24 protein-coding genes are annotated in these 24,670 nt (G+C 33.7%); 23 read left to right on the top strand and 1 reads right to left on the bottom strand.

Annotated features, from left to right (window positions below):
* Nucleotides 1–14: 14 nt before the first annotated feature.
* Nucleotides 15–1,592 carry a lytic transglycosylase domain-containing protein gene (locus BST92_RS05980; protein ID WP_105070627.1) on the top strand — a complete coding sequence of 526 codons (1,578 nt, stop codon included), beginning with the start codon at nucleotides 15–17 and terminating at the stop codon, nucleotides 1,590–1,592.
* A 7-nt stretch (nucleotides 1,593–1,599) separates the two neighbouring features.
* Nucleotides 1,600–2,577: a DUF4837 family protein gene (locus BST92_RS05985; RefSeq protein ID WP_105070628.1), complete on the top strand. Its 978-nt coding sequence runs from the start codon at nucleotides 1,600–1,602 to the stop codon at nucleotides 2,575–2,577.
* A 77-nt stretch (nucleotides 2,578–2,654) separates the two neighbouring features.
* Here BST92_RS05985 and BST92_RS05990 read toward each other — a convergent pair whose 3' ends face one another.
* Nucleotides 2,655–2,849: a twin-arginine translocase TatA/TatE family subunit gene (locus BST92_RS05990; protein ID WP_105072209.1), complete on the bottom strand. Its 195-nt coding sequence runs from the start codon at nucleotides 2,847–2,849 to the stop codon at nucleotides 2,655–2,657.
* A 237-nt stretch (nucleotides 2,850–3,086) separates the two neighbouring features.
* Here BST92_RS05990 and BST92_RS05995 point away from each other — a divergent pair, with 237 nt between their 5' ends.
* From BST92_RS05995 to BST92_RS06090, 21 genes are all read left to right on the top strand, one after another.
* Complete coding sequence (locus BST92_RS05995) at nucleotides 3,087–3,953, top strand: M23 family metallopeptidase (RefSeq protein ID WP_105070629.1); 867 nt, start codon at nucleotides 3,087–3,089, stop codon at nucleotides 3,951–3,953.
* On the top strand, nucleotides 3,953–5,452 hold the full coding sequence (locus BST92_RS06000) for a GH3 auxin-responsive promoter family protein (RefSeq protein ID WP_105070630.1): 1,500 nt from the start codon (nucleotides 3,953–3,955) through the stop codon (nucleotides 5,450–5,452). The genes BST92_RS05995 and BST92_RS06000 overlap by 1 nt, the downstream gene beginning before the upstream one ends.
* A gap of 98 nt (nucleotides 5,453–5,550) precedes the next feature.
* Entirely contained in the window at nucleotides 5,551–7,278 is a 1,728-nt protein-coding gene (locus tag BST92_RS06005; protein WP_105070631.1) for a DUF6909 family protein, read from the top strand.
* Between the two features lie 75 nt (nucleotides 7,279–7,353).
* Complete coding sequence (locus tag BST92_RS06010) at nucleotides 7,354–8,391, top strand: hypothetical protein (RefSeq protein ID WP_105070632.1); 1,038 nt, start codon at nucleotides 7,354–7,356, stop codon at nucleotides 8,389–8,391.
* On the top strand, nucleotides 8,384–9,400 hold the full coding sequence (gene rfbB / locus BST92_RS06015; RefSeq protein ID WP_105070633.1) for a dTDP-glucose 4,6-dehydratase: 1,017 nt from the start codon (nucleotides 8,384–8,386) through the stop codon (nucleotides 9,398–9,400). Before BST92_RS06010 ends, rfbB begins: the two co-directional genes overlap by 8 nt.
* Nucleotides 9,397–10,260 (top strand): glucose-1-phosphate thymidylyltransferase RfbA, encoded by an 864-nt coding sequence (rfbA, locus tag BST92_RS06020; protein ID WP_105070634.1) that lies wholly within the window; start codon nucleotides 9,397–9,399, stop codon nucleotides 10,258–10,260. Before rfbB ends, rfbA begins: the two co-directional genes overlap by 4 nt.
* Nucleotides 10,257–10,793 (top strand): dTDP-4-dehydrorhamnose 3,5-epimerase, encoded by a 537-nt coding sequence (gene rfbC / locus BST92_RS06025; RefSeq protein ID WP_105070635.1) that lies wholly within the window; start codon nucleotides 10,257–10,259, stop codon nucleotides 10,791–10,793. Before rfbA ends, rfbC begins: the two co-directional genes overlap by 4 nt.
* Nucleotides 10,794–10,845: 52 nt before the next feature.
* Entirely contained in the window at nucleotides 10,846–11,682 is an 837-nt protein-coding gene (rfbD, locus tag BST92_RS06030; protein ID WP_105072210.1) for a dTDP-4-dehydrorhamnose reductase, read from the top strand.
* A 34-nt stretch (nucleotides 11,683–11,716) separates the two neighbouring features.
* A complete protein-coding gene (gene gmd / locus BST92_RS06035; protein ID WP_036583231.1) occupies nucleotides 11,717–12,844 on the top strand; it encodes a GDP-mannose 4,6-dehydratase in 1,128 nt (375 codons plus the stop codon).
* 308 nt (nucleotides 12,845–13,152) lie between these two features.
* A complete protein-coding gene (locus tag BST92_RS06040) occupies nucleotides 13,153–14,193 on the top strand; it encodes a GDP-L-fucose synthase family protein (RefSeq protein ID WP_105070636.1) in 1,041 nt (346 codons plus the stop codon).
* Between the two features lie 126 nt (nucleotides 14,194–14,319).
* On the top strand, nucleotides 14,320–15,693 hold the full coding sequence (locus tag BST92_RS06045; protein ID WP_211292449.1) for an MBOAT family O-acyltransferase: 1,374 nt from the start codon (nucleotides 14,320–14,322) through the stop codon (nucleotides 15,691–15,693).
* Nucleotides 15,693–17,129 carry a hypothetical protein gene (locus BST92_RS06050; protein ID WP_146105110.1) on the top strand — a complete coding sequence of 479 codons (1,437 nt, stop codon included), beginning with the start codon at nucleotides 15,693–15,695 and terminating at the stop codon, nucleotides 17,127–17,129. Before BST92_RS06045 ends, BST92_RS06050 begins: the two co-directional genes overlap by 1 nt.
* 37 nt (nucleotides 17,130–17,166) lie before the next feature.
* The gene (locus BST92_RS06055; RefSeq protein ID WP_105070639.1) at nucleotides 17,167–18,435 is read left to right on the top strand and encodes an oligosaccharide flippase family protein; all 1,269 of its coding nucleotides are present in this window, start codon (nucleotides 17,167–17,169) and stop codon (nucleotides 18,433–18,435) included.
* Nucleotides 18,428–19,234, top strand: coding sequence for an FkbM family methyltransferase (locus BST92_RS06060; protein ID WP_105070640.1), 807 nt, complete (start codon nucleotides 18,428–18,430; stop codon nucleotides 19,232–19,234). Before BST92_RS06055 ends, BST92_RS06060 begins: the two co-directional genes overlap by 8 nt.
* Nucleotides 19,234–19,398: a hypothetical protein gene (locus tag BST92_RS14990; RefSeq protein ID WP_170061718.1), complete on the top strand. Its 165-nt coding sequence runs from the start codon at nucleotides 19,234–19,236 to the stop codon at nucleotides 19,396–19,398. The genes BST92_RS06060 and BST92_RS14990 overlap by 1 nt, the downstream gene beginning before the upstream one ends.
* A 26-nt stretch (nucleotides 19,399–19,424) precedes the next feature.
* On the top strand, nucleotides 19,425–20,297 hold the full coding sequence (locus BST92_RS06065) for a glycosyltransferase (protein ID WP_146105111.1): 873 nt from the start codon (nucleotides 19,425–19,427) through the stop codon (nucleotides 20,295–20,297).
* A 9-nt stretch (nucleotides 20,298–20,306) separates the two neighbouring features.
* Complete coding sequence (locus BST92_RS06070; protein WP_146105112.1) at nucleotides 20,307–20,717, top strand: hypothetical protein; 411 nt, start codon at nucleotides 20,307–20,309, stop codon at nucleotides 20,715–20,717.
* A 125-nt stretch (nucleotides 20,718–20,842) separates the two neighbouring features.
* Nucleotides 20,843–21,706 (top strand): O-antigen polysaccharide polymerase Wzy, encoded by an 864-nt coding sequence (wzy, locus tag BST92_RS06075; protein WP_146105113.1) that lies wholly within the window; start codon nucleotides 20,843–20,845, stop codon nucleotides 21,704–21,706.
* Nucleotides 21,703–22,959, top strand: a complete 1,257-nt coding sequence (locus tag BST92_RS06080; protein WP_245910876.1) for an O-antigen ligase family protein — start codon at nucleotides 21,703–21,705, stop codon at nucleotides 22,957–22,959. The genes wzy and BST92_RS06080 overlap by 4 nt, the downstream gene beginning before the upstream one ends.
* A gap of 2 nt (nucleotides 22,960–22,961) precedes the next feature.
* Nucleotides 22,962–24,008 carry a glycosyltransferase gene (locus BST92_RS06085; protein WP_105070644.1) on the top strand — a complete coding sequence of 349 codons (1,047 nt, stop codon included), beginning with the start codon at nucleotides 22,962–22,964 and terminating at the stop codon, nucleotides 24,006–24,008.
* Between the two features lie 90 nt (nucleotides 24,009–24,098).
* Nucleotides 24,099–24,668 (top strand): putative colanic acid biosynthesis acetyltransferase, encoded by a 570-nt coding sequence (locus BST92_RS06090; protein ID WP_281256979.1) that lies wholly within the window; start codon nucleotides 24,099–24,101, stop codon nucleotides 24,666–24,668.
* Nucleotides 24,669–24,670: the final 2 nt, after the last annotated feature.

Raw genomic sequence — 24,670 nt, forward strand, 5'->3', positions numbered from 1 at the left:
TCTTAAATCCATACATGTATAAATTCTTTTTAACATTTTTTGCGTTATCTATGGTGACTATGGCGCAAGTCTCACCGGATAGTACTAGTACTACCGGACGCATAATTACCTATGAAGAATTCAAAAAAAATCAGCTAAAAGAACAACAAAATGTAGCAATAGGAGACACGATTAAACCTTCTATAGAGGTAGTAACTGATACTATTTCTGTGGCGAATATACCGGTAATAACAGTTGAAACCGCTGGAATTAATGAATATCCAGAGGTTGATGAATTTGACGAGAAGTTACTTAAAGAACTGTATAACAATGATATGTATGACTATATGTATGATGAAGTTATACAAATGGATTATAGTGAGGCTGTAATGAAATCCTTACCTACAGACACGCTTAAAGCGCGTCTTAAACGTATTAATGAAACCACGCCTTTTCAAATAGACTATAATCCAGTATTAGAACAATTAATTAATAGGAAACTCAGTCATCAACGCATCTATATGGAGCGTTTGATGACCTTAAGCGATTACTATTTTCCATTATTTGAGGAAATGCTAGATAAATATGATATCCCTTTAGAGATGAAGTATCTGGCCGTTGTAGAAAGTGCATTAGATCCTAGAGCAAAAAGTAGAGTAGGTGCTACTGGATTATGGCAATTCATGTTTGCTACTGGTCGTGATTTTGATCTTGAAGTTAACTCTTATGTAGATGAACGCATGGACCCTATAAAATCTACAGAGGCTGCTTGTAAATTTTTAAAGAGTTTATATAATATTTATGGAGATTGGGATCTAGCACTTGCCGCTTATAATTCTGGTCCAGGTAACGTGAATAAAGCCATTAGACGCAGTGGTGGATATAAAAACTACTGGAATCTAAGACCTTATTTACCACGAGAAACGGCTGGCTATGTGCCTGCTTTTCAAGCAATGGTATATTTATACACCTATGCAAGCGAGCATGGTTTTCAACCAGCACAAACAGCTTATAAAACTATAGCGACTGATACGATACGTGTAAAAAAAATGATTTCGTTAGAGCACGTGGCACAATTTACTGATGAGGATATGGAGACCATTCAATTTCATAATCCTAGTTATAAATTAGACATCATCCCAGCAGTGTCCGGTAGAAATTATTATTTGAGATTACCAGTTAGAGCTGCAGGTAAATTTGTGAGCAGTGAGGATGCGGTATACGCTTTTGCGAAAGCAGAATTTGACAAAAAAGAAAAACCTTTACCAGAACTCGTTAAAGCAGAGTCTCGCGTCGTTTATCGAGTTAAAAATGGAGACTATCTAGGTAAAATTGCTAATAAATATGGGGTGAAAGTTAGTCAATTGAAAAGGTGGAACAGCTTGCGCAGTTATAATCTAAAAATAGGTCAGCGGTTATATATTCACCCACGTAAGCCCATAACAAGTAGCGCTACCAGTACAAAAAAAACACCTGGTAGTTATAGAGTAAAAAGTGGTGATAGTTTATGGAAAATTGCAAACACCTATGGCATAACTATTGCTCAAATTAGAAAATTGAATCCAGGTAAAACAGAAGATTTGCAACCAGGTACCACTTTAAAACTTAAATAATACGTTTATGAAATCCATACTTTACATATTTATCTTATTGATTACTCTTACGAGTTGTAACGATGCGCCCGTAATTGTAACAGATAGTGCCGGTAGAATGAATGATATTTTATTAGTAATTGATAACGATTTATGGGAGAATGAAGTAGGTGATAGTATTAGACAGATTTTAGCAGCACCTGTAGATGGACTAGTTCGTGAAGAACCACAGTTCTCTCTTAATCAAATAGAACCAGATTCTTTTGCAGGATTATTAATGAAAAATCGTAATTATTTAAAGGTTGAAGTTTCTAATAAAGAACCTGGTGTAAGTGTTACTACTGGTTTATATGCAAATCCACAGACCGGTGTTATTATAAGAGGTAAGGACGCTGCTGGCATTATAGAGCAAATCGTTAATAATGCACAACAAATTAAAACCATATTTAATGATGGTGAGATTAAGGAAAAGCAACGCTTAATGAAAAAAGTAGGGCTTAATGTAGATCAAATTAAAGAACGATTCAATATTGAATTAATAGCCCCTAGATCTTACCGTTATGCAGCACCAGATGATAAGGATTTTTTCTGGCTGCGACGTAACATTAAAGAAGGTACAATGGATATTATGATTTATGAAGTGGGTCGTCATAAGATCCCTCAAGATTCTAATGTAGTAGCTAGCATTACTAAGGTAAGAGATTCTGTAGGTTCTTTAAAAGTACCAGTAGATAATGGAAAATTTATCACAGAACGCGCATTCTCGCCTTATGTAAATGAAAGTCAGGTGGATGGTAAATTTGCTTATGAAACTAAGGGATTATGGGAAGTAAGCGGACAGTTTATGTCTGGACCTTTTCTTAATTATGCTATTTATAATGAAGAAAAGAACAACTGGTTAGTTATAGAAGGTTACATTTTTGCGCCTAGTGCAAAACAACGCAATTACCTTTTTGAACTAGAATCAATATTGAAAAGTGTGAAATTTATATCACAAGAAGATTAAATAATTCTTTGTGATTGCACATAAAAAAAGCCCTTTTAACCATGTTAAAAGGGCTTTTTTATAAAATATGATTTAGACTAGTTGTTAGAGTCTATTTGATCATTATTTGCTTTGTCTTCTTTAGTAGCGTCTTTAAATTCTTTAATTCCACCACCTAGACCGCGCATTAATTCAGGTATTTTTTTACCTCCAAAAATTAATAACACTACTAGCGCTATTAATATAATACTACCATAACCAGGCATTCCTAAAATAAAGTTTGCTAACATAATATGTGTTTTAAAAACAGTACAAAGATACGATGAACTCAATCAAACTTTGATAAATGACGTTAAAATTACTTATTTTATAAAAAGTATAAGCTTAGCCCGTGTAAAACTGGCTTGAATCATATAAAATAGACAATTTTTAATTCTACTTATAGTTGATGAATAGTTAGAATAGCATTGCATAGAAATAACGTGCGAGCTATTATATTATTTTATCTTTGAATTTCGTTATAAACGCTCATGGCTATTAAAAAAGAAAAAGGAAAACTGAAGAGAAAATGGTTGCATCGTTATCGTATGGTGGTGCTCAACGATGATACCTTTGAAGAACGTTTTTCATTAAACTTAACCAGGTTAAATGTCTTTATAGTTACTGTACTATCTGCTATAATTCTTATAGGAGTAACCACGGTTTTAATAGCATTTACACCTTTAAGGGAGTTTATACCTGGATATGCCAGTACTAAGCTTACTAAAGATGTTATAACACTAGAAAATAAAACAGATTCTTTACTGACCTCAATTCAATTACAGCAACAAAAATATGATCGCATTCAAATGGTGTTAAGTGGTAACATCACTGCAGCAGAATATGCCAGAATAGACAGTATTGCAAAAGTAGAAACTGCAAATCAAGAGAATTTACCTATTCCTATTGAAGAAGATAGCTTATTGCGAGAGGAAGTGGACCGTGAAGATAAATACAATGTCATAGAAGGAGCGACTAGTCGTACTAATTTTGTGTTTTTTACACCAGTGACAGGTACAATATCAGATGGGTTCAACGCTCAAAAAAAACATTATGCTGTTGATATCACCTCTGCAGCAAATGCACCTGTAAAAGCAGCAGCAGATGGGACAGTTATATTTGCGGGATGGAGTACGGATACAGGAAATACAATTCTTATGGAACATTCATATGGTGTTATCACAGTTTATAAGCACATGGCTACTTTAAATAAAAAGCAAAACGATCAAGTGCAAGCTGGTGAGGTGATAGGAATTGTAGGTAATACAGGTGAATTAACTAATGGACCCCATTTACATTTTGAATTGTGGATGGATGGCTATCCACAAGACCCAACTAATTTTATTAACTTTCAATAATGTCAATAAAATCAATCGCAGCAAAGGTTTTTGCAGCTATCATTGATAGGCAAACCCATAAATGGTCTAGTCAACCTGTGGCTACTCAAGAAAAGGTCTTTAAACACCTTATTAAAACTGCCCGAGATACGGCTTTTGGTAAAGCTCATTCTTTTGACAATATTGATACACATTCCAGATTTGTTAAAAATGTTCCCGTACGAGATTATGAAGAGTTAAGACCATTTGTAGATAGAGTCGTGGCCGGAGAATCAGATATTTTATGGCCAGGTAAACCATTATATTATGCAAAGACATCTGGAACTACTAGCGGCGCAAAATATATCCCTATTACTAAGGAGTCTATGCCGGAGCATGTAAAGGCTGCTCGTAATGCAATTTTAAGTTACATCCACGAGACAGGTAAAGCAGCTTTTGTAGATCACAAAATGATTTTCTTGCAAGGTAGTCCAGAGATGGAAGATAAGAATGGTGTCCAGTTAGGTAGATTAAGTGGAATTGTCGCACATTATGTTCCTGGATATTTACAAAAAAATCGTTTGCCTTCATGGGAAACCAACTGTATTGAAGATTGGGAAACTAAGGTTGAGGCCATCATTGATGAAACCTTACCTCAAAACATGGGTATTATTTCTGGAATCCCTAGTTGGGTACAAATGTATTTTGAACGCATTGTACAACGCACTGGTAAAAAAGTAGGTGATGTATTTCCAGATTTTAATCTCTTTATTTATGGTGGTGTTAACTTTGAACCATATAGGCCAAAATTTGAGCAACTTATAGGAAGAAAAGTAGATAGCATTGAGCTTTTTCCGGCAAGCGAAGGATTTTTTGCATATCAAGATAAACAAGATGTAAAAGGCATGCTTTTACTCTTAGATGCTGGAATTTTTTATGAATTTATTCCTGCAGATCAATTCTTTGAAGATAATGCACCACGATTAACTATAGGTGAGGTGGAGATCGGTGTGAATTATGTGCTTATTATTTCTACAACAGCTGGTTTATGGGCTTACAATATAGGAGATACGATTGCTTTCACTTCTACTAATCCATACCGTGTTATTGTCACCGGTCGTATTAAACATTATATAAGTGCAAGTGGAGAACATGTTATAGGTAAAGAAGTAGAACATGCTATGGAAGAAGCCGCTGCCATACACAATGTTGTGATTAATGAATTTACTGTCGCACCACAACTTGCCCCAGGTAATGATGAATTACCTTATCACGAGTGGTTTATCGAATTTGATGAAAAACCTAAAGATTTAGAAGCCTTTAAAGCAACATTAGATCTTAAAATGCGGGAACAAAATAGTTACTATGATGATTTAATCGTTGGTAAAGTGTTGCAACCACTTATCATAAAGCAAGTTGATAAAAATGGATTTAAACAATATATGAAAACGATAGGTAAACTAGGAGGACAAAATAAATTGCCACGACTATCTAATGACCGTAAAATTGCTCAAGTATTAGAACAATTACTTCATAATTAATTTTCTGATTATAAATTTACAATCTTATAACAGCGGCATTTAACGCATAGCGCTGTATAGACTAGTTAAATAACTATCTTTGCTAGGAAATTTATTATATGCCTATACTTAACGTAGAACCACGCACAAGAGCCCAAGAAAGTACTAATGCCATTGAACGCATGTATATCACTATGCGACATTTATTTAATCGTGGCTTTTATAAACCTATGGGTGTGAGTGGAGAATCATTAAGAGAATCACTACTTACCTTAAGACCAGAAATCTATGGATCTATTGCTGAAGAGAAAATAGAACTAAGCGGTTTACTTTATGTGATGGATCGTTTACCAGAAGGTATAGAAGAGTGTTCTTATATCAATTTAACCAGTGATGAAGGTTATCAAGGTTCACATTTTAAAGCTATCATCCCTAAAAAAAGACGTCGCAACTGTTATCGTATCGATAAGCACCAGATGAATATTGAGGTCACTCGAGGACGCTCAGAAATATATGATATACTGACGCACCTTACTTTTCTTATGATAGAATCTCATAAGATCATGAAACAGGTTTTAGTAGGTGATAATGGCAGTACTACACGCGACTGGAAATGTCTTGAAGCTGTAATAGGAAAAACTAAACTCACACAACAAGAGAAAGAAGTTGCCGTGACACATGTGGCCACTATTTTGGGACGCACTTTTGAAGAAGTAATGAGTGTTTACAACGATTTTGCAACGTCTAAAAATCCACATCAGTTTTTAAGTACCATCTATCATTTAGGAAATCTTGCAAAAAAAGAAATTTTAGAAGGAGAAAAGAGATTAGTCACATTCTCTCCTGTTTTAAGAGAACGTCTAGGTCACCATATTCATGGAGATAAATGGGCGTTACGTATCAAGCAACATTTAGTAGATAACAACTTATTCCATAGGCCATTGCACATTATTAGTGCAAACTTGCACAGTGTCATGAATTCACTTTATGGACCTAAAGCGCTCGAGGCAAAACTTAAAAACAACGACCGCATGGAGTTGTTTGCAACACTTAGTAATGACGCTGCAAAAAAAGATCGTGACGCTATTAAAAAGCACGCGCTCGCAAATGGAATGTCCTACCTTAAGGATGAAAGTGGTACTAATATAGACGTACAGATTTTTGATATGTCTCAGTGTCAGTACATGGATGTAGACTTTTGTTCAGTTAGCTTCCGCGAAAGCGAGGACAACACAAAACCAGTGCTCATTGTAATGGATTATGCTTTTGGAGAACAAGCATATGAAACTATGGATGAATTATTAAAACCGTATAAAGATGAGAACGGTAAGCTACATTTAATGAATATGAAGTCTATCAATATTATGGGTAAGGCTGGTATTCTAGAAGGTGATAAAGGCGATATAATGGTTCCAGATGCACACGTTTTTGAAGGTACTGCAGATAACTACCCGTTTAAAAATAAACTAACTAAAAAAGATTTAAAAACTGATGGTATCAATGTAGTAGCTGGCTCTATGGTTACTGTACTAGGTACATCATTACAAAATAAAGATTTATTACAGTTTTTCTATAGTTCGAGCTGGCGTGTGATAGGTCTAGAGATGGAAGGTGCCCACTATCAAAAAGCCATACAGGCCGCCTCTAGAGTGCGTCGCAGTATCAATAAAAAAATTAATGTGCGATATGCTTATTATGCTAGTGATAACCCATTAAAAACGGGTCATACACTCGCTAGTGGTGGACTAGGTCTTACAGGAGTTAAACCAGTATATGTTATTACTGAAAAAATCCTAGAGCAGATTATGGAAAACAGCATCACACCAGAAATAAGTACAGAAGTATAATTTAAGCTTACTCTTATCGTTTCTAGAAAGAAGTAAACTTCAATTATATTTGAATAAATAAAACCTTCGTTTTTCATGGAAAACCAACCACAGAATAATCAAGAGCAAGAAGTAGATTTAGTTCCTGTTTTTGTCTGGATTAGTAATGGATTTAAAAACCTTTTTACCGGTATAGGTAAAGTGTTTAAAGGTATTAGCCATTTCCTTATCTTATTTCTGATTTTTATTCAGAAAAATTTAATCATCATAGCAATTACCTCTATTGCCGGTATTGCTTTAGGTTGGTATTTAAACTTAAAATCTAGTGATCAATTTACCGCGCAGGTAGTTGTACAGCCCAATTTTAAAAGTGCTGGACAATTAATTTCTAATATTAATTATTATCAATCATTAGTTGAACAAGAAGATTTTGAAAAACTAGCCCAAGAACTTAATACTTCTAAGGATAAAACTTCAAAAATCACTTCACTAAGTATACGTCCAGAGTTTAATGATACAGAGTTGTTAGAAGAGTATGATCAGTTAGCAAGAAAATCTGACACTATGGCTTTAGAAAACTTCAGTTTTGAGGGTTTTAAAGCAGCAAAACGTGATCAAGATTATAAATTTCAATTAATTGAAGTAGCGTCTATGGATAGAACTGTTCTTGAAAATGTAATTGATAATGTTATAAAAGTAAAAGAAAACTCCATTATTAAGGCAGAGCAACAAGCGCTTAAAGAAACAGTAGATTTTGACCTCAAATCTATGAATTATCAGTTGATAGAGCTAGATTCTCTAATCGCAGCTTATCAAACTGCAATTAAATCTAGTGATGTTCAAGGTGGAAATGGTACTAACTTATACTTAGGAGATCAAAAACCATCGGAAGCATTAAAAAACCTCTTTGATCAAAAAAGAAATCTACTTTATCAAATGTCTAGTGTAAGACAAGATAAGTATAGCTATAACAATACTATTAATGTGATATCTCAATATATCAAAAAAGGTATGATTGAAAAGAAGCATTATAGACTTAAAGGCGCATTAATAGGTTTAGGATTTGGACTATTAATTGCTCTTTTCCCATTGATTTGGAGGTTTTTGAAAAACTACGAAAAAGAAAATGCATAAAATATTAGTCACTGGTGGAGCAGGATTTATAGGAAGTAATCTTATAGAATACTTGCTCAACAATACGACTGGCCATATTTATAATTTAGATAAGCTTACCTATGCGGCAGACTTAGATTTTGCTCATAATTATCATCACGATCGACTTACCTTTATTAAAGGCGATATATGTAATGCTGCTTTTATAAACGATTTATTTCAACAGCATCAATTTAATAAAGTATATCATCTCGCGGCAGAGTCTCATGTAGACAATAGTATAGAAAATCCACAGGTTTTTATTGAAACTAATGTAAATGGAACTTTTAACCTGTTACATGCGGCATATCATCTATGGATGGAGCAACCACATATTTTTAAGCCATCTTTTCAAAACATGCAACCTAGATTTCTTCACATCTCTACAGATGAGGTTTATGGAAGTCTCAAGGATGAAGGTTTTTTCACAGAAACGACTCCTTATGCACCTAGCAGCCCATATAGCGCTAGTAAAGCATCGAGTGACCATCTAGTCATGAGTTATGTGCATACTTATGGTTTACCTGCTATAATTACTAATTGTAGTAATAATTATGGACCTAGACAGCATGACGAGAAATTAATTCCAGTTGTCATAAGAAAAGCATTAAGCGGTGAACCTATTCCCATTTATGGAGATGGGAAAAATGTACGCGATTGGTTATATGTCACAGATCATTGTCAAGCATTACATACCGTTTTAGAAAATGCAAGTGCTGGAGAAAATTATAATGTAGGTGGGAAAAACGAAATAAGAAATATAGATATTGCAAATCATATATGCAGTATATTAGATGAGGTACAGCCTCGTAAGGATGGACAACCTTATGCAGCACAAATTACTTATGTAAAAGATCGACCTGGTCATGACTATCGTTATGCTATTGACCCATCTAAAATTGAAAAAGATCTTCAATGGCAACCAGCAGAAACCTTTAAGTCTGGAATCAAAAAAACAGTAGAATGGTATTTCAAAAAATATAATTTATGAAAGGAATAGTTCTAGCCGGTGGTAGTGGTACTAGACTGCATCCACTTACTTTAAGTGTGAGTAAGCAGTTAATGCCTATCTATGATAAGCCTATGATATATTATCCTATCTCAACTTTAATGAGTGCTGGAATACAAGAAATATTAATCATTTCTACGCCACAAGATCAACCACTTTTCAAAAATTTATTAGGCGATGGATCTCAATTGGGCTGTAGGTTTGAATATGCCGTTCAAGAAAACCCTAATGGTCTGGCAGAAGCGTTTATAATAGGTGCTGATTTCATAGGAAAAGATAGTGTAGCTTTAATTTTAGGAGATAATATTTTCTATGGAACAGGTCTTGAAAAAGCACTTCAAGACAGTATAGATCCTGACGGTGGAGTCATCTTTGCCTATCACGTAAATGATCCACAACGCTATGGTGTGGTAGACTTTGATGAAAATATGCGAGTAACCAGCATAGAAGAAAAACCTCAAGATCCTAGATCTAACTATGCTGTCCCTGGGATATATTTCTATGATAATGAGGTAGTAGAAATTGCAAAATATATACAACCATCACATCGTGGTGAATTAGAAATTACAGACGTCAATAACGTATACCTTAATCGAGGCAGACTTAAAGTAAATGTGCTCGATCAAGGAACTGCCTGGCTCGATACAGGTACTTTCGAATCCTTAATGCAAGCCAGTCAGTTTGTACAAGTAATCGAACAGCGTCAAGGCTTAAAAATAGGCTCCATAGAAGAAGTAGCTTATCGTAAACGATATATTGAGAAGCAACAACTCAAAAACCTCGCAGAACCACTTGTAAAAAGCGGTTATGGAGATTATTTGATGAGACTTACAGAGAAATGATTGTAAAAGAAACTCCGTTAAAAGACTGCTATATCATCGAGCCACCTGTTTTCGGTGATGATCGCGGTTATTTCAGTATTAGACACGATAAATACGCTTTCGCAAAAGCGTTTCCTAACCATCCACCATTTGTATTACATAACGAGTCCTTTTCAAGCTATGGAGTGCTACGTGGTTTACATCTACAAAAAGGAGATGCTGCTCAAGCAAAGCTAGTGCGTTGCGTACAAGGTAAAATTCTTGATGTAGCAGTAGATTACAGACCAGATTCTCCATCCTTTTTAAAACATTTCACCATTGAATTAAGTGGTGATAATCATAAACAACTTTTAGTTCCTAGAGGATTCCTGCATGGCTTTTCTGTCCTTTCAGATATAGCAATCGTTAATTATCAAGTAGATAACACTTACCAACCAGAGACTGAATTTGGGATACGATATGACGACCCAACGTTAAATATAGATTGGCAATTACCAGATAGTGCTGTTTTACTATCTGAAAAAGATGAAAAATTAGATTTTTTAAAATTATAATCAGAATGTCAGTCTGAGCTTGTAGAAGACGATGTTTGACAAATACAAACCCTTGAAAAAAATTCTCATTACAGGAGCAAACGGTATGTTAGCTACAGCGATCAAAAACGCTTTATCTGGTTGTGAAGTTTATGCATTTTCAAGTCAAGAATTAGACATCACCTGTTCACAAAGCTTACATAAAAATATAGCAACCATTCTGCCTGATTACATTATTAATTGCGCCGCTTACACAGCCGTAGATCTTGCAGAAACCGAAGAGGAAAAAGCCTTTAAAATAAATGCACTTGCAGTTGAGAAAATGGCTCAAATTGCTGAGCAATATCGCGCGACTTTGATACATTTTTCTACAGATTACGTTTTTGATGGAAATGTTTCTAAGCCATATGCGGTAGATCATCCTACTCGTCCAGTAAATATTTATGGTGCGAGTAAGTTAGCTGGAGAAAAAGCCATTACTCAAGTAAATGCTAAACATTACATTTTTAGAATCTCATGGCTCTATGCACCATATGGTAAGAACTTTTTTAATTGGATTGCAGAAACTGATTTGGAAGAGTTAAGCATAGTAAACACACAAACCGGTTCTCCTACCAGCGCACTAGATGTAGCAGATTTTATGAACCACTTGATTCATAATGACCCTAAAAACTATGGAACCTATCACTTCACCAATCAAGGAGAAATGACGTGGTACGCTTTCGCGAAAGCGATAAATCAAAAATTAGATTTAAATAAAACGATCAATCCAGTTGCCACTTTTAAAACCGCTGCAAAACGACCTACTTACAGTGCGATGGATTGTAAAAAAACAGAACAGGTTTTCAATTATTTAACTCCATCTATTAGCGATGGATTAGATAGGGTAGTGGCTAGGTATAAGTCTTAAGGAAACCTTATTTTTACAGCTTTACAACAAGCATATGTCTGAAAAGAATCATAAAGTAGCATTAATCACTGGTGTAACCGGTCAAGATGGTGCTTATTTAAGTGAGTTTTTATTAAAAAAAGGATATGAAGTACACGGTATCAAGCGCCGTGCTTCATTGTTTAATACAGATCGTATTGATCATTTATATCAAGATCCACATGAGACTGATGTAAAGTTCAAATTACATTATGGCGATCTTACAGATACCACTAACCTCACTAGAATCATCAAGGAAACTCAGCCAGACGAGATTTATAACCTCGCAGCGATGTCACACGTTCAAGTTTCTTTTGAAATGCCAGAATACACCGCAAATGCAGATGGTATAGGTGCGCTACGTATTCTAGAATCTGTACGCTTGCTAGGAATGGAAAAGAAGACTAAAGTCTATCAAGCTTCTACATCAGAATTGTATGGTAAGGTGCAAGAGATTCCACAATCAGAAACCACACCATTCTATCCACGCAGTCCTTATGCTGTCGCAAAAATGTACGCTTACTGGGCAACAGTAAATTACCGTGAAGCTTATGGCATGTTTGCTTGTAATGGGATTCTTTTCAACCATGAATCTCCAGTACGTGGTGAAACATTTGTGACTCGTAAAATAACACGTGCGACGTCCAAAATCGTAAAAGGTCTCCAGGATAAAGTGTATTTAGGTAACCTAGATGCTAAAAGAGATTGGGGACATGCTAAAGATTATGTGCGCATGATGTGGATGATCCTACAACACGATGAGCCAGAAGATTGGGTTATCGCTACAGGAACGACGACTAGCGTGCGTGACTTTGTACGTATGGCTTTTCAGTACGTAGGTATAGAACTAGAATTTAATGGTGAAGGCGTGGATGAGAAAGGAACCGTAAAGTCGTGCTCAAATCCAGATTATCAACTAGAAATAGGTAAAGAAGTAGTAGCGGTAGATCCTCGATATTTCCGTCCTACAGAGGTGGATTTATTAATTGGTGACCCTACTAAAGCCAAAGAAAAACTAGGTTGGGTTCCAGAGATCGCACTTCAAGAACTCGTTAATGACATGATGAAAAGTGATTTACATCTCATGTCAAGAGAAGAATATTTAAAAAGTGGTGGTTATAGAATTAACAACTACTTTGAATAATTAAAAACCACTATTTCTGTGATAAAAATGGCCTAATAACATAACACGTTAAAAATGAAGTGTGGCGTAGGGATAAGCAAAAATCGTTTTAGTTCAGATATTATGTATTATAGGAAATATTAGTTTTATTCTTGAAGAATTTAAATATCTAGAAACTTTCTTTTTGCGCCGTAGCAAACAAAATTTTTAGTGTTAGGTTCTTAAGCCTTGATTTTTTTGTTTCGTTTTTTTATCAAGAAAAAAATGAAAGGACAAGTTTTAAAACGAATGATTTTAAACTTTGAGTTACTTAATAAGTGCAAGAAAAAATGAATAAAGATTCAAAAATATACGTCGCAGGACATCGTGGTCTTGTAGGAAGCGCCATCGTTAGTGAGTTAAAAAAATTAGGTTACACAAATTTTGTTCTTAAAACTCACAAAGAGCTAGACCTTACAAATCAACAAGCCACAGCAGACTTTTTTGTAACTGAAAAACCAGAATTCGTCTTTCTTGCAGCGGCGAGTGTAGGTGGTATCGTAGCAAACAACACTTACAGGGCAGATTTTATCTATAAAAATCTCATGATTCAAAATAACGTGATCCATCACAGTTATTTGAATGGTGTGAAAAAGTTATTGTTTCTAGGAAGTACCTGTATCTATCCCAAAATGGCACCACAACCTATGCCAGAGGACAGTTTACTCACCGGTCCACTAGAATATACTAATGAACCTTATGCGGTAGCAAAAATCGCTGGGATCAAAATGTGTGAGAGCTATAACTTGCAATATGGCACCAATTTTATCTCTGTAATGCCTACTAATTTATATGGTCCTAACGATAATTTTGATTTAGAGAAATCACATGTACTGCCAGCGCTAATTCGTAAAATGCACCTAGGTAAATTATTAATGGATGGTAATGAGCAGGCATTAATGGATGATTTAGGTGTTGATGATATCGCTTTCGCGAAAGCAGAATTACAAAAACACGGTATCACAGAAAATGGCATCGCTTTATGGGGAACTGGCTCACCAAAGCGAGAGTTTCTATGGTCACATGACATGGCAAAAGCCTGTGTGTACTTGATGGAAAACAAAGACTTTGCTGATGTAAAAGGAAGCGAAAAAGACATAAGAAATACACACCTCAATATAGGAACCGGAGAAGATATCGCTATAAAAGACCTCGCAGAACTGATTAAAAAAACGGTAGGTTATGAAGGAAAGCTAGATTGGGATGCTACAAAACCTGACGGCACACCACGTAAGCTTACAGATGTGTCAAAACTGCATGAATTAGGTTGGAAACACGAGGTAAATCTAGAAAAAGGTGTGGAGATGATGTATGAAGCTTATATGAAATAATCGATACATATGTCCTTTATTTCCATATCCTATTTATTGTTTTTTCCAGTTATAGCACTGTTATACTATGTGTTACCTCATAAGTTGAGGTGGATTTTATTATTAGTAGGAAGCTATTTTTTTTACATGTCTTGGAATGTAAAATATGCGCTTTTGATGCTGCTTTCCACAGTAATTACTTATTTGAGCGGTATTTTAATCAGTAAAGTAAATCAAAGCGAGTTAAGTGAAAAGCTTAAAATAAAAAGGAAGAAGCTATGGCTTACCTTGAGTTTAGTCTCTAATTTAGGAATCCTTATTTTCTTTAAGTATTTTAATTTTTTGAATTCGGCAGTTGCTGATTTCTTTTCATTAATTCATGTAGAATGGGGCTTTGAAAATATTGATGTTTTATTACCTGTAGGTATTTCTTTCTACACTTTTCAGGCTTTAAGTTACTCGTTAGATGTTTATTTTGATAGAATAAAAGCCACGCATCATTTTGGGAAGTATGCATTATTTGTTTCATTTTTCCCTCAATTAGTCGCAGGTCCTATTGAGCGGTCTTCTCATTTGTTACCTCAACTTGATAAGGTAATTAGCTTTGATTATAGTAGAATTAGAAGTGGTTTAGGACTTGTGGTATGGGGAATCTTTAAGAAGGTTGTTATTGCAAATAGGCTTGCTGTAGTTGTAAATCAGGTATATAGCGATCCAGGTTCTTATAGTGGTTTTGAGACCATTATTGCAACTATATTTTTCTCATTCCAGATTTACACAGACTTCTCTGCATACACAGATATTGCACGTGGTAGTGCTAGAATGCTCGGTTATGATTTAATGAAAAACTTTAATCAGCCTTATTTTGCGACATCAATTCCCGATTTTTGGCGTAGATGGCATATTTCTTTAACTACTTGGTTTAGAGATTATTTATATATACCATTAGGTGGAAATCGAGTTAGTAAATGGCGATGGTATGTAAATATTATGATCGTTTTCTTGGTGAGTGGCTTCTGGCATGGAGCAGCTTGGAGTTTTATAATTTGGGGATTACTACACGGGATTTTTCAAATGATAGACTTGTGGACTCAGAAATCAAGACGAAAAATGAATTCGTTTATGAAAATTAAAGAGAATTCATTTGATGTTTTATTTTTTAAAAGAGTTTGGACCTTTGTTTTAGTAAGCTTTGCTTGGATCTTTTTTAGAGCAGAAACATTTGAAAAAGCGATGCTAGTAATAAGCAACAGTATGAACCTATCTTTTTATCAATTACTTGATGGCTCAATGTATGAGCTAGGCCTGGATTCCAAAGATTTTACACTTGCAATCTTACTTATCATAGGATTACTGACTTTCTGGACTATTGATAAAAGGTACCCTATTAGAACGTGGTTATATGGAAAGCACATGGCTACACGATATATCGTTTACTTATCTACTATTTTCTTTATTTTAATTTTTGGATATTACGGTTCAGAGTATAATGTAGATGAATTTATATACTTTCAATTTTAATGAGAAAGACTTTGATTTATAGAGTTTTGAGGTTGTTGTTTCTGGTTATTCTGGCTGCATGGATTTTTGTTGAATTAAGCATCATATTTACGCCTAAGAGAGATAAACTACCGTGGAATACTACCTCTAAGGTTAAAGGTTTTTATGAGTTAGAAGACAATTCTATAGACGTCGTGTTTTTAGGATCATCACACGCATTTTGTACCTTTAATCCAGCTGTATTTTATAAGGAAAATGGTATCAAGGGATATGTTTTTGCATCTAATGAACAACCATTATGGTTAAGTTATCACTATCTAATTGAAGTTTTAAAAACACAAAAGCCAGAAGTCATTGTTTTAGAAACATTTTATATTTCTGAAAATAATGAATATAAAAAAGATGGAGTTAATAAGTTAAGTCTTGATGATTTACCGTTGACTTTAAATAAAATAAAAGCGCAAAATGTTGCTTTTGAAGATAATCTAGAAGGTGTTAACCCTTTTTATAATTACCATAATAGGTGGAAAGAATTTAATATCACAGATTTTGATTGTAAAGAAAATGGATTATTGAAAGGCTTTACTCCATTGTATAAGGCAACACCTAAAGTCATAGAGAATTTTAATGTTACTAAGGCTGATTTACCCGTTAAGAGTATGTTATACCTTGATAAAATTATTGATTTAGCTAATGATAATAATATACCTCTTGTTTTAACTTATGCTCCATATAATATTAATGCTTCTCGTAACCAACATATTAAGACAGTAGAAGAAATAGCGTTGTCTCAAGGCATACCATTTATAAATTATTCTGATACTAGTTTATTAAAAACAATCCAATTTGATGCTCAAGTTGATATGGAAGGTGGACATACTAATGTTTATGGAGCCCAAAAAGTATCTGAACATTTATCTAATTATCTAGACAACGAATTTAATTTTAACCCAATTAAGAAGAGTAAAGACTATGAAGTTTTAACCTCAAGATTTTATGCAGCAGACTCACTTAAAAAAATAGATGATTTTGACGATTACCTAAACTATTTAAGTAATATGGACGTTTACGTTGCCGTAACTGCTATGGATGCGATTAATAAAAGTACTTCTATAGCTTTTGAAAAGCTAGGTTCTCAAATCAGTTTTAAAGATAAATTTAGAGTTTCTTATACTGGTCTATTTAATAATTATAGAGGATATGTTGAGGAAAAAATAGATACAATGGCTATCATCAATAAGATGCAGCCCAATGATAAGAGAAATTTTTACATAAGAATGGAGAGTGCTAGTTTTAATACTGGTAATTATTCTAAGATCTATATTAATAATGTGGATCAATTAATTAATAAAAGTAAGAGAGGTTTTAATATAGTAGTCTATGATGCCGTTACAAATCAAATTTTAGATACAGCCTCTTTTGATACTTTTGAAACAGGCAATTGGAGTCGATATTAGTTATCAAACTATTATTACTTTGAGCTAAACATAATAAATGCTACTAAGGAAAGGTAAATTTTCAGGAGAACAGAAAACCGTGGCCAAAAACTACGGAGCACTAGTGATTCTTCAAGGATTAAATTATTTACTACCACTACTAATTATTCCTTTTTTAGAACGCCAATTAGGTCTTGAGAAGTTTGGTCTGGTAATGCTAGCACAGTATTTAATGGTTTTTTGCGTGGTGTCTACAGATTTTGGTTTTAACCTAACGGCTACTCGAGAAATATCATTAATCAAATCTCAAAATGGAGATTACTCTAAAATTTATTTTAAGGTATTCTGGGCACGTATGATTTTATTAATATTTGTGTTTTTAATTCTTATGACTGTGGTTTTTAGTTTTGAAAGATTTTCTCAAAACTGGGCTGTTTATTTGTTGAGTTATGGTGTTGTAATAGGACAAGCGATTTTCCCAGTTTGGTTTTTTCAGGGAATTGAAAAAATGAGATTGATCACAATAATTAATGTAATTGCAAAGACAATTTTCACTATACTATTGTTTTTATTCATTACTGGTCCTGATGATTTTATTAAAGTTCCTGTTTTTAATTCTATAGGTTTTATAATAGCAGGAATTATAAGCTTTATGATAAGTCTTAAATACGTGTCATGGCAATGGCCACATTTTAAAGGCACTAAAGAATTCTATAAAGAAAGTTTTCAAGTTTTTAGTTCCAATGTAGCCTCTCAAATAGGTGTTGCTGCAAATGGGTTGATTCTTGGTTTTTTTGCCGGTGATGCTGTAGTAGGAGTTTATAGTGCATTTGAAAAATTAATTCTAGCAGCAAAGAATATGTACGTGCCTATTTATCAAGCTATCTATCCCTACATGTCTCGTAAAAGCTGGCCCCAAAAGAAAAAAATGATGATTCTTTTAATACCAGCAATTACTTTAATAGGACTTACAGGTTATGGGATAATTTATTTCTTTGGTGATCATATCATCTCCTTACTATATGAAGATACACGCATAATAGAGAACGTTAATTTATTTAAAGTTCTAGGGTTAATTGTTGTTTTCTCTGGGTTAAATATGCTGTATTTATCTTTATTTGCGCCAGCTTCAAAACTATATAAAAACCGACTTAGAATTCTTGTTTTAGGAGCCATAGCGACGCTTATTCTCAACTTTTATTTTGTGCCTTCTTATGGCATAAAGGCTACTATATATAGTTTTACATTTGTAGAAGGCTTTATGCTACTTTTATGTATTTACTTTTATCTAAAAAAGACTCCTAACGAAATCATGCTAAATGAATAAAATTCTTGCTCTTTACGCTCATATATTCTCTAAAAAGATTTTTTTTAAATTAAACTATTTCCTATTTCATGTAGGTTTAAGAGGAATGGGAATTCTTAATTATACTAGCTTTAGTGTAAGTGGCGAGAAATTTTTAATTGACTTTCTTAAGAAAAATCACAGTTTAGATTTAGTACTTGATGTAGGTGCAAATGATGGAAACTATACAGCATTCTATATGGATTACTCAAAGCAAGTTTATTGTTTTGAACCACACCCTAATACTTCTAGCAAACTCATAGAACGCTTTAAAAACAATAAAAAGATTAAAGTGATTCCTAAAGGACTGTCTGACACACAACTTAAAACTGTCATTTACGATTATGCACAAGATAATGGATCTTCCCACGCTTCTTTATATGCTGAGGTGATTACAGATATCCATAACTCGCAGATGGTAGAAGTCCCAATAGAACTCGATACTTTGAATAGAGTTGCCCGAGAATTGCATATCAAACATATCAATTTACTCAAAATTGATACAGAAGGAAATGAATACAAATGTCTCAAAGGAGCTAGCGAATTATTAAAAAATAATCTGGTGGATGTAATTCATTTTGAATTTAATGAGATGAATGTTTACAGTGGTGTATTTATGAAAGACTTTGTAGAATTGTTACCTAACTTTAATTTATACAGACTTTTACCATCAGGTTTTTTACCTATTGCTTATAAATCTGATAGGCCACTGCGATATGAGATTTTTGCATTTCAAAATATAGTCGCTTTTAGAAAAGATATTGATACTCTTATAAAATAATGGGTAAACTAGTTGTCATACAAACAGTAATTCCAGCTTATAGAATCAAGGTATTTGATAAAATAAGTACAGAGTTGGGTGATGATTTTACTCTTTATGGAGGACAGTTTTTTTTGACAAAACGATTGCTACCACCACACAATCTAAACTTCATCAACATATAAATAACCATTACTTACTGGGTCGTAGGTTGTTGTGGCAAACTGGATTTTGGAAAGAAGTTTTTAAGGATAACGTGCTCGTACTTAGTTTAAATCCACGAGTTCTTTCACATTGGGTGATATTGTTATTGAGATCGCTTTCGCGAAAGCGAACTATACTATGGGGACACGCATGGCCACGATCTGGACAGAAATCAAAATCAGATAATTTACGTCATCTCATGAGATCACTTGCTAGTGAGATCATAGTTTATACAGAACAACAAAAGGAAGAACTTAAACTTAAAATGCCACAGAAAAAGATTACAGCAGCACCTAATGCGGTTCTTTTTAAAAATGAAATGTCGTGTGACACTGCTACTGAGGTCAATGACATTATTTATGTTGGTCGTTTAATTGCAGATAAGAAACCGCTCTTACTTTATCACGGTTTCAAGAAAGTTCTTAAAGAACTTCCAGAAGCTACCAAACTGGTAATTATAGGCAATGGACCAGAACGTGCAAAATTGCTTGAATTAAGTAAAAAAGATGGTATTGAACATAGAGTGTTCATTCCTGGAGAGGTTACTAAGGCGAGTTTACTCAAGGAGTATTATAAAAAGTCTCTTGTAAGCGCATCTCCTGGTTATGTAGGTTTAAGTATAACGCAAAGTCTAGGTTATGGAGTGCCTATGATTATAGCACGTGATGAAAATCATAGTCCAGAGTTAGAAGCGGTAAAAGATGGTTTTAATGCAAAATTTTTTAATTCAAATGATGAAGATAGTCTTGCTCAAGGTCTTATTTCATTTTTTGAAAATAAAGAAAAGTGGTTGAAGCTTAGAAAAGAAATAGTTGAGGATTGTAGTATTAGATACTCTATAGAGGCTATGACAGCAACATTTATTAATTTACTTAAATAAAATCAATAGGTGTTACTAAGGAATTTTTTCATATTTATTTACCTATCCATAACAGTGTTTCTATTTACTACATTAGAAACCTCATTATCTCTATGGTTGAGTTTTATGGGTAATGCTCTTATTCTTACCTTCATTACCTATTATCATATTTTTATTGAGCGCAGGTATAGTCCTTTTTTAAGCACCTACATTGTGTTTAATTTTTTGTTTTTTCTAGTAGCGCCGCTGGCACAGATTAGCGAATTTAATATGATGGAAACACCTGTTTTCACACACTACTTTCCTTTTTCAGAGCTTACTTTTATTAAGACTAATGGACTTATTGCTACTTTTAATATTGTCTTTTTTCTGTTTTATGTAGGTTGTAAAGATTATATAAAAGTAAAAAAGCAATATCATTTAAAAAAACACCTTCTTTAACTAATATATTGATTGTTTGTGTTTTAAGCGTTTTAGTTCTTGTATATAATTATGACTTTTTTCTTGATGAATTATCTAGACCTAGCTGGTTGAAATCAACCTATAGTGTTAGCCAACTTCTTATAGTGAAAAAAGTACTTTTTTTACTACCGCTTGCTGGGGTAATTCTTTGCGTTGATTATTATAAAAACGCCAACATAACTACTCAAAAATTGATTATAGTAACTACTATGTTACTTTTTCTTCTCGGTTTACTATTCCTTTTCAAAAATCCTTTAACCGAGAAAAGAAATGCACTAGGGCCTATTTATCTTTTATTATTATTCTTATTTGTACCTAAACTACTCAACAGTAATGTGAAATCTACTTTGCTACTATTTGTGGTGATGATCATAGGCTTCCCGCTTTCTCAATTTTTAACTCATATAGATTATGGATTTGATGAGATATTGAGTAACCCTAGTTTACTATTTGCAAAAAATCAATTGAGTGAAGGATACATGTCACTAAACTATGACGCATTTATAAATATAGGAGTAGTGATGGAGCACGTAGAATTTGATGGACTATCTTATGGGTATCAATTGTTGAGTGCTTTATTGTTTTTTGTCCCTAGAAGTTTATGGATCACAAAACCAGATGCATCGGGATTAATAGTAGGGAATCATGTGATAGATCACTATAATTTTTATTTTGCAAACCTATCTAATCCTTATATTGCTGAAGGCTATATGAATTTTGGCATCATAGGCATCATCGTTATGGCTATTATACTTGCATTGAGTATAGTCTATTTTCTAACATGGCTTAATAGCTCTAATCTATTTAAAAAATCAATTGCTTTTTATTTTGCGATGCATTTACTGTTTTTATTAAGAGGCGATTTTACAAATGGATTCTCTTATTTTATAGGTACTTTAATTGGCTTATACATTTTACCTAATTTTATTTTTAAGTTTTATCACTTTATTTTCAAACAAAAGTTATGAGTTTTAAAGAAAAACTTATGTTTTACTTACCGCAGCTCATATTAGTCTGCTGTATACTATTGTTTCTTACACCTATCATCCCACGTGGTATTAGACCTGTGATAGTAGTTATTTTGTTGATTGGTTCTATTTTGAGCTATTACAATGCAAAGCAACCATTTAGATGGTCCAATTTTCTATTGAACTCTTCATTAATATTTATATATGCAATCAGTTTAATCTATACTGAGGATGTAGAATACGGAATTAGAAAAATAAGTACTGCATCAACTTTATTGATATTTCCGTTAATTTTTTCATTTATGAGTAAACGATGTATTCGATATATACTTGATAAACGATATATGTTGATGTGGTTGTTTATAGTGGCCACTGTACTTTTATGTATAGGTGCCTTTTTAAAATTCATGACTCATTACAGTTTTAATGATAGTATTTTACATTACCCTAATATTATAAGATCTGATTTAGGAGGATGGAAAATTCACCCTATCTATTTGAGTATGCATATAGGTGTTTCGGTTATTTTCTCTCTTGTAATTTTTAATAAAGGTGTGAACTGGAAACGTTTATTATGTCTCATCCTTTTAGATATCATTCTGATTATATTTTTAATGATTATGATTAAAAAAGGACCTATTATCGCCCTCATTTTAGGAATCGCTTTTTTAACGTTAGTTTTTAAGAATAAAAAATTATTCATAATATCAGGTCTAGTAGCAGCTGTTATAATTTGTACAATTGCTGTAAATCCTAAAGTACAATCTAGATTTGCAGAATTATTACAGGTTCAAAATGCCAAAGATGATATTACTAGCTCTACTAACATTAGGTATTCAATTTATCAATGTGCTTTTGATATGCTACCAGACGCTGGATTAATTGGCTATGGTATAGGTGATGGTAAAAATGTATTAATTGAATGTTTTCAAGAACAAGCTGCCTTTCTAGCGTCTCACAAGTATAATTCTCATAATCAGTATCTGGGCTTAGTCCTTAATGTAGGCTACCTAGGTCTTATCCTTTTTGTAGTTTTTTTACTTTATCATATGATTAGAGCATTTTCAAGAAAAAATTATCTGTTAATAGCAGTAGTATTATTCTATTGTATGGTTATGTTTTCTGAGAATATATTAGAAAGAGAAAATGGAGTTTGGTTTTTTGCGTTATTTGTTAACCTATTTATTATGCTGGATTGGAATCTTACTAAAATTGATAAGGAACCTACTTCAATTGACAAATTAATAAAATAAAAATGCAGCTATACCATATTGCAGAGGATGTTTCAAAAGCTAGTGGTGGAGTACGTACGGTTGTTAAGGATATTCATTCGCAGTTTCCAGCGTCAAAAGTATGGACTACCAGAAAGGAAAAAGGAGATCTTAATATTCTAGAATTTGCTGGTTCTGGACCATGGCTATATTCAAAGAAATTGAAAGAGCATTTAGAAAAAATAGAAGAAACCAGTATGTTACACATACACGGCGTCTGGATGCATGCTCAATACACCGCTGCTAGAATTGCCGCTAGAAGAAACTTACCCTTTATAATTTCACCACACGGTATGTTTGAACCTTGGCTTTGGAAACAAGGGACTATTAAAAAAAAGATATACTTTAAAGCACTGGCTTATCCTGTTTTTTCAAAAGCTGAATTCATTCATGCAATAACACCTAACGAGCAAAAAAACTTACAAGCATTATTTCCAAAAGCAAAAGTCATTTGTATTCCTAACGCAATTGAAATTGAAAATGTATTCAAAAAAAATAATCCAAAAAGGCCATATTTTTTATTCTTAGGGCGCATCCATCCTGTTAAAGGGATCAAAATCCTTATTGAGGTTTTTAAATCTCTTAAATCTCTTGATTTTGATCTTAAAATTGCTGGCCCAGAAAACGATTATAGCTACGAATTAAAAGCGCTTTCTCAATCTGATAGTCGTATCCAGTTTCTAGGATCTGTAAGAGGAGAAGAGAAAAAAAAGCTCTATAGAAACGCCCATACATTTATTGCACCCAGTTATTCAGAAGTAGTTGGAATGGTAAATCTAGAAGCCGCGATGATGAGCACACCTGTCATTACAACACATCAAACAGGATTATTAAAGGAGTGGAATGAGAATGGTGGTTTCTTAATAAATCCTACTTTTAATGAATTAAAAGAGGCTATTTTGAAATCCTCTAACTGGAATGAAGAAGAACGAGAATTGAAAGGAAGTCAATTGCGTGATTTTGTAATTCAAGAATATTCTTGGAAAGTAAATAAGCCTAAATGGGAAGCTTTGTATAAAATGTTGAAATAATATAAAACAATAGATTTACAGAAGCCTACTTTGTAGAAAGAATATCTAATCTACTGGTAACCGCAGGTTAGATTAGTTAAAATAATTACCTTGCAATCTCAACACTACAGCTTTTTGAAAAACTACCAGCAACTAGACCAGTTTGAATTACCGCCCAACTTTCGTGGTCGTGGTGCAGTAACGGTGCAATTATGGTGGTTAGTACAAAGTACACTTTTTGCTTTGTCACCGCAATTTATGTATGGTTGGCGCAGATTTTTATTACGTTCTTTTGGAGCGCAAATCGGTAAAAAAGTGATCATTAGACCTACGGTTAAAACCCAATTCCCATGGAAAGTTTCTATAGGTGATTACAGCTGGATAGGTGATGATGTGGTGCTTTATAGTCTAGGTGAAATAGAAATAGGTACAAACGTAGTCATTTCTCAAAAATCATACATCTGCACAGGAACTCACAATCCACAAGCCATAAAGTTTGATATCTACGGCCATAAAATTACTATAGAAGATCAATGCTGGATTGCAACAGACGTTTATATCGCACCAGGAATAACTATAGGCCGCGGCACGTTAGTAGGCGCACGCAGCAGCGTTTTTAAAAACCTTCCAGCAGGTAAAGTATGTTTAGGAAGTCCTGCACAAGTGATAAAAGATAGATAAGC

The organism is Nonlabens arenilitoris (assembly GCF_002954765.1).
In the GTDB taxonomy this organism is placed as follows: domain Bacteria; phylum Bacteroidota; class Bacteroidia; order Flavobacteriales; family Flavobacteriaceae; genus Nonlabens; species Nonlabens arenilitoris.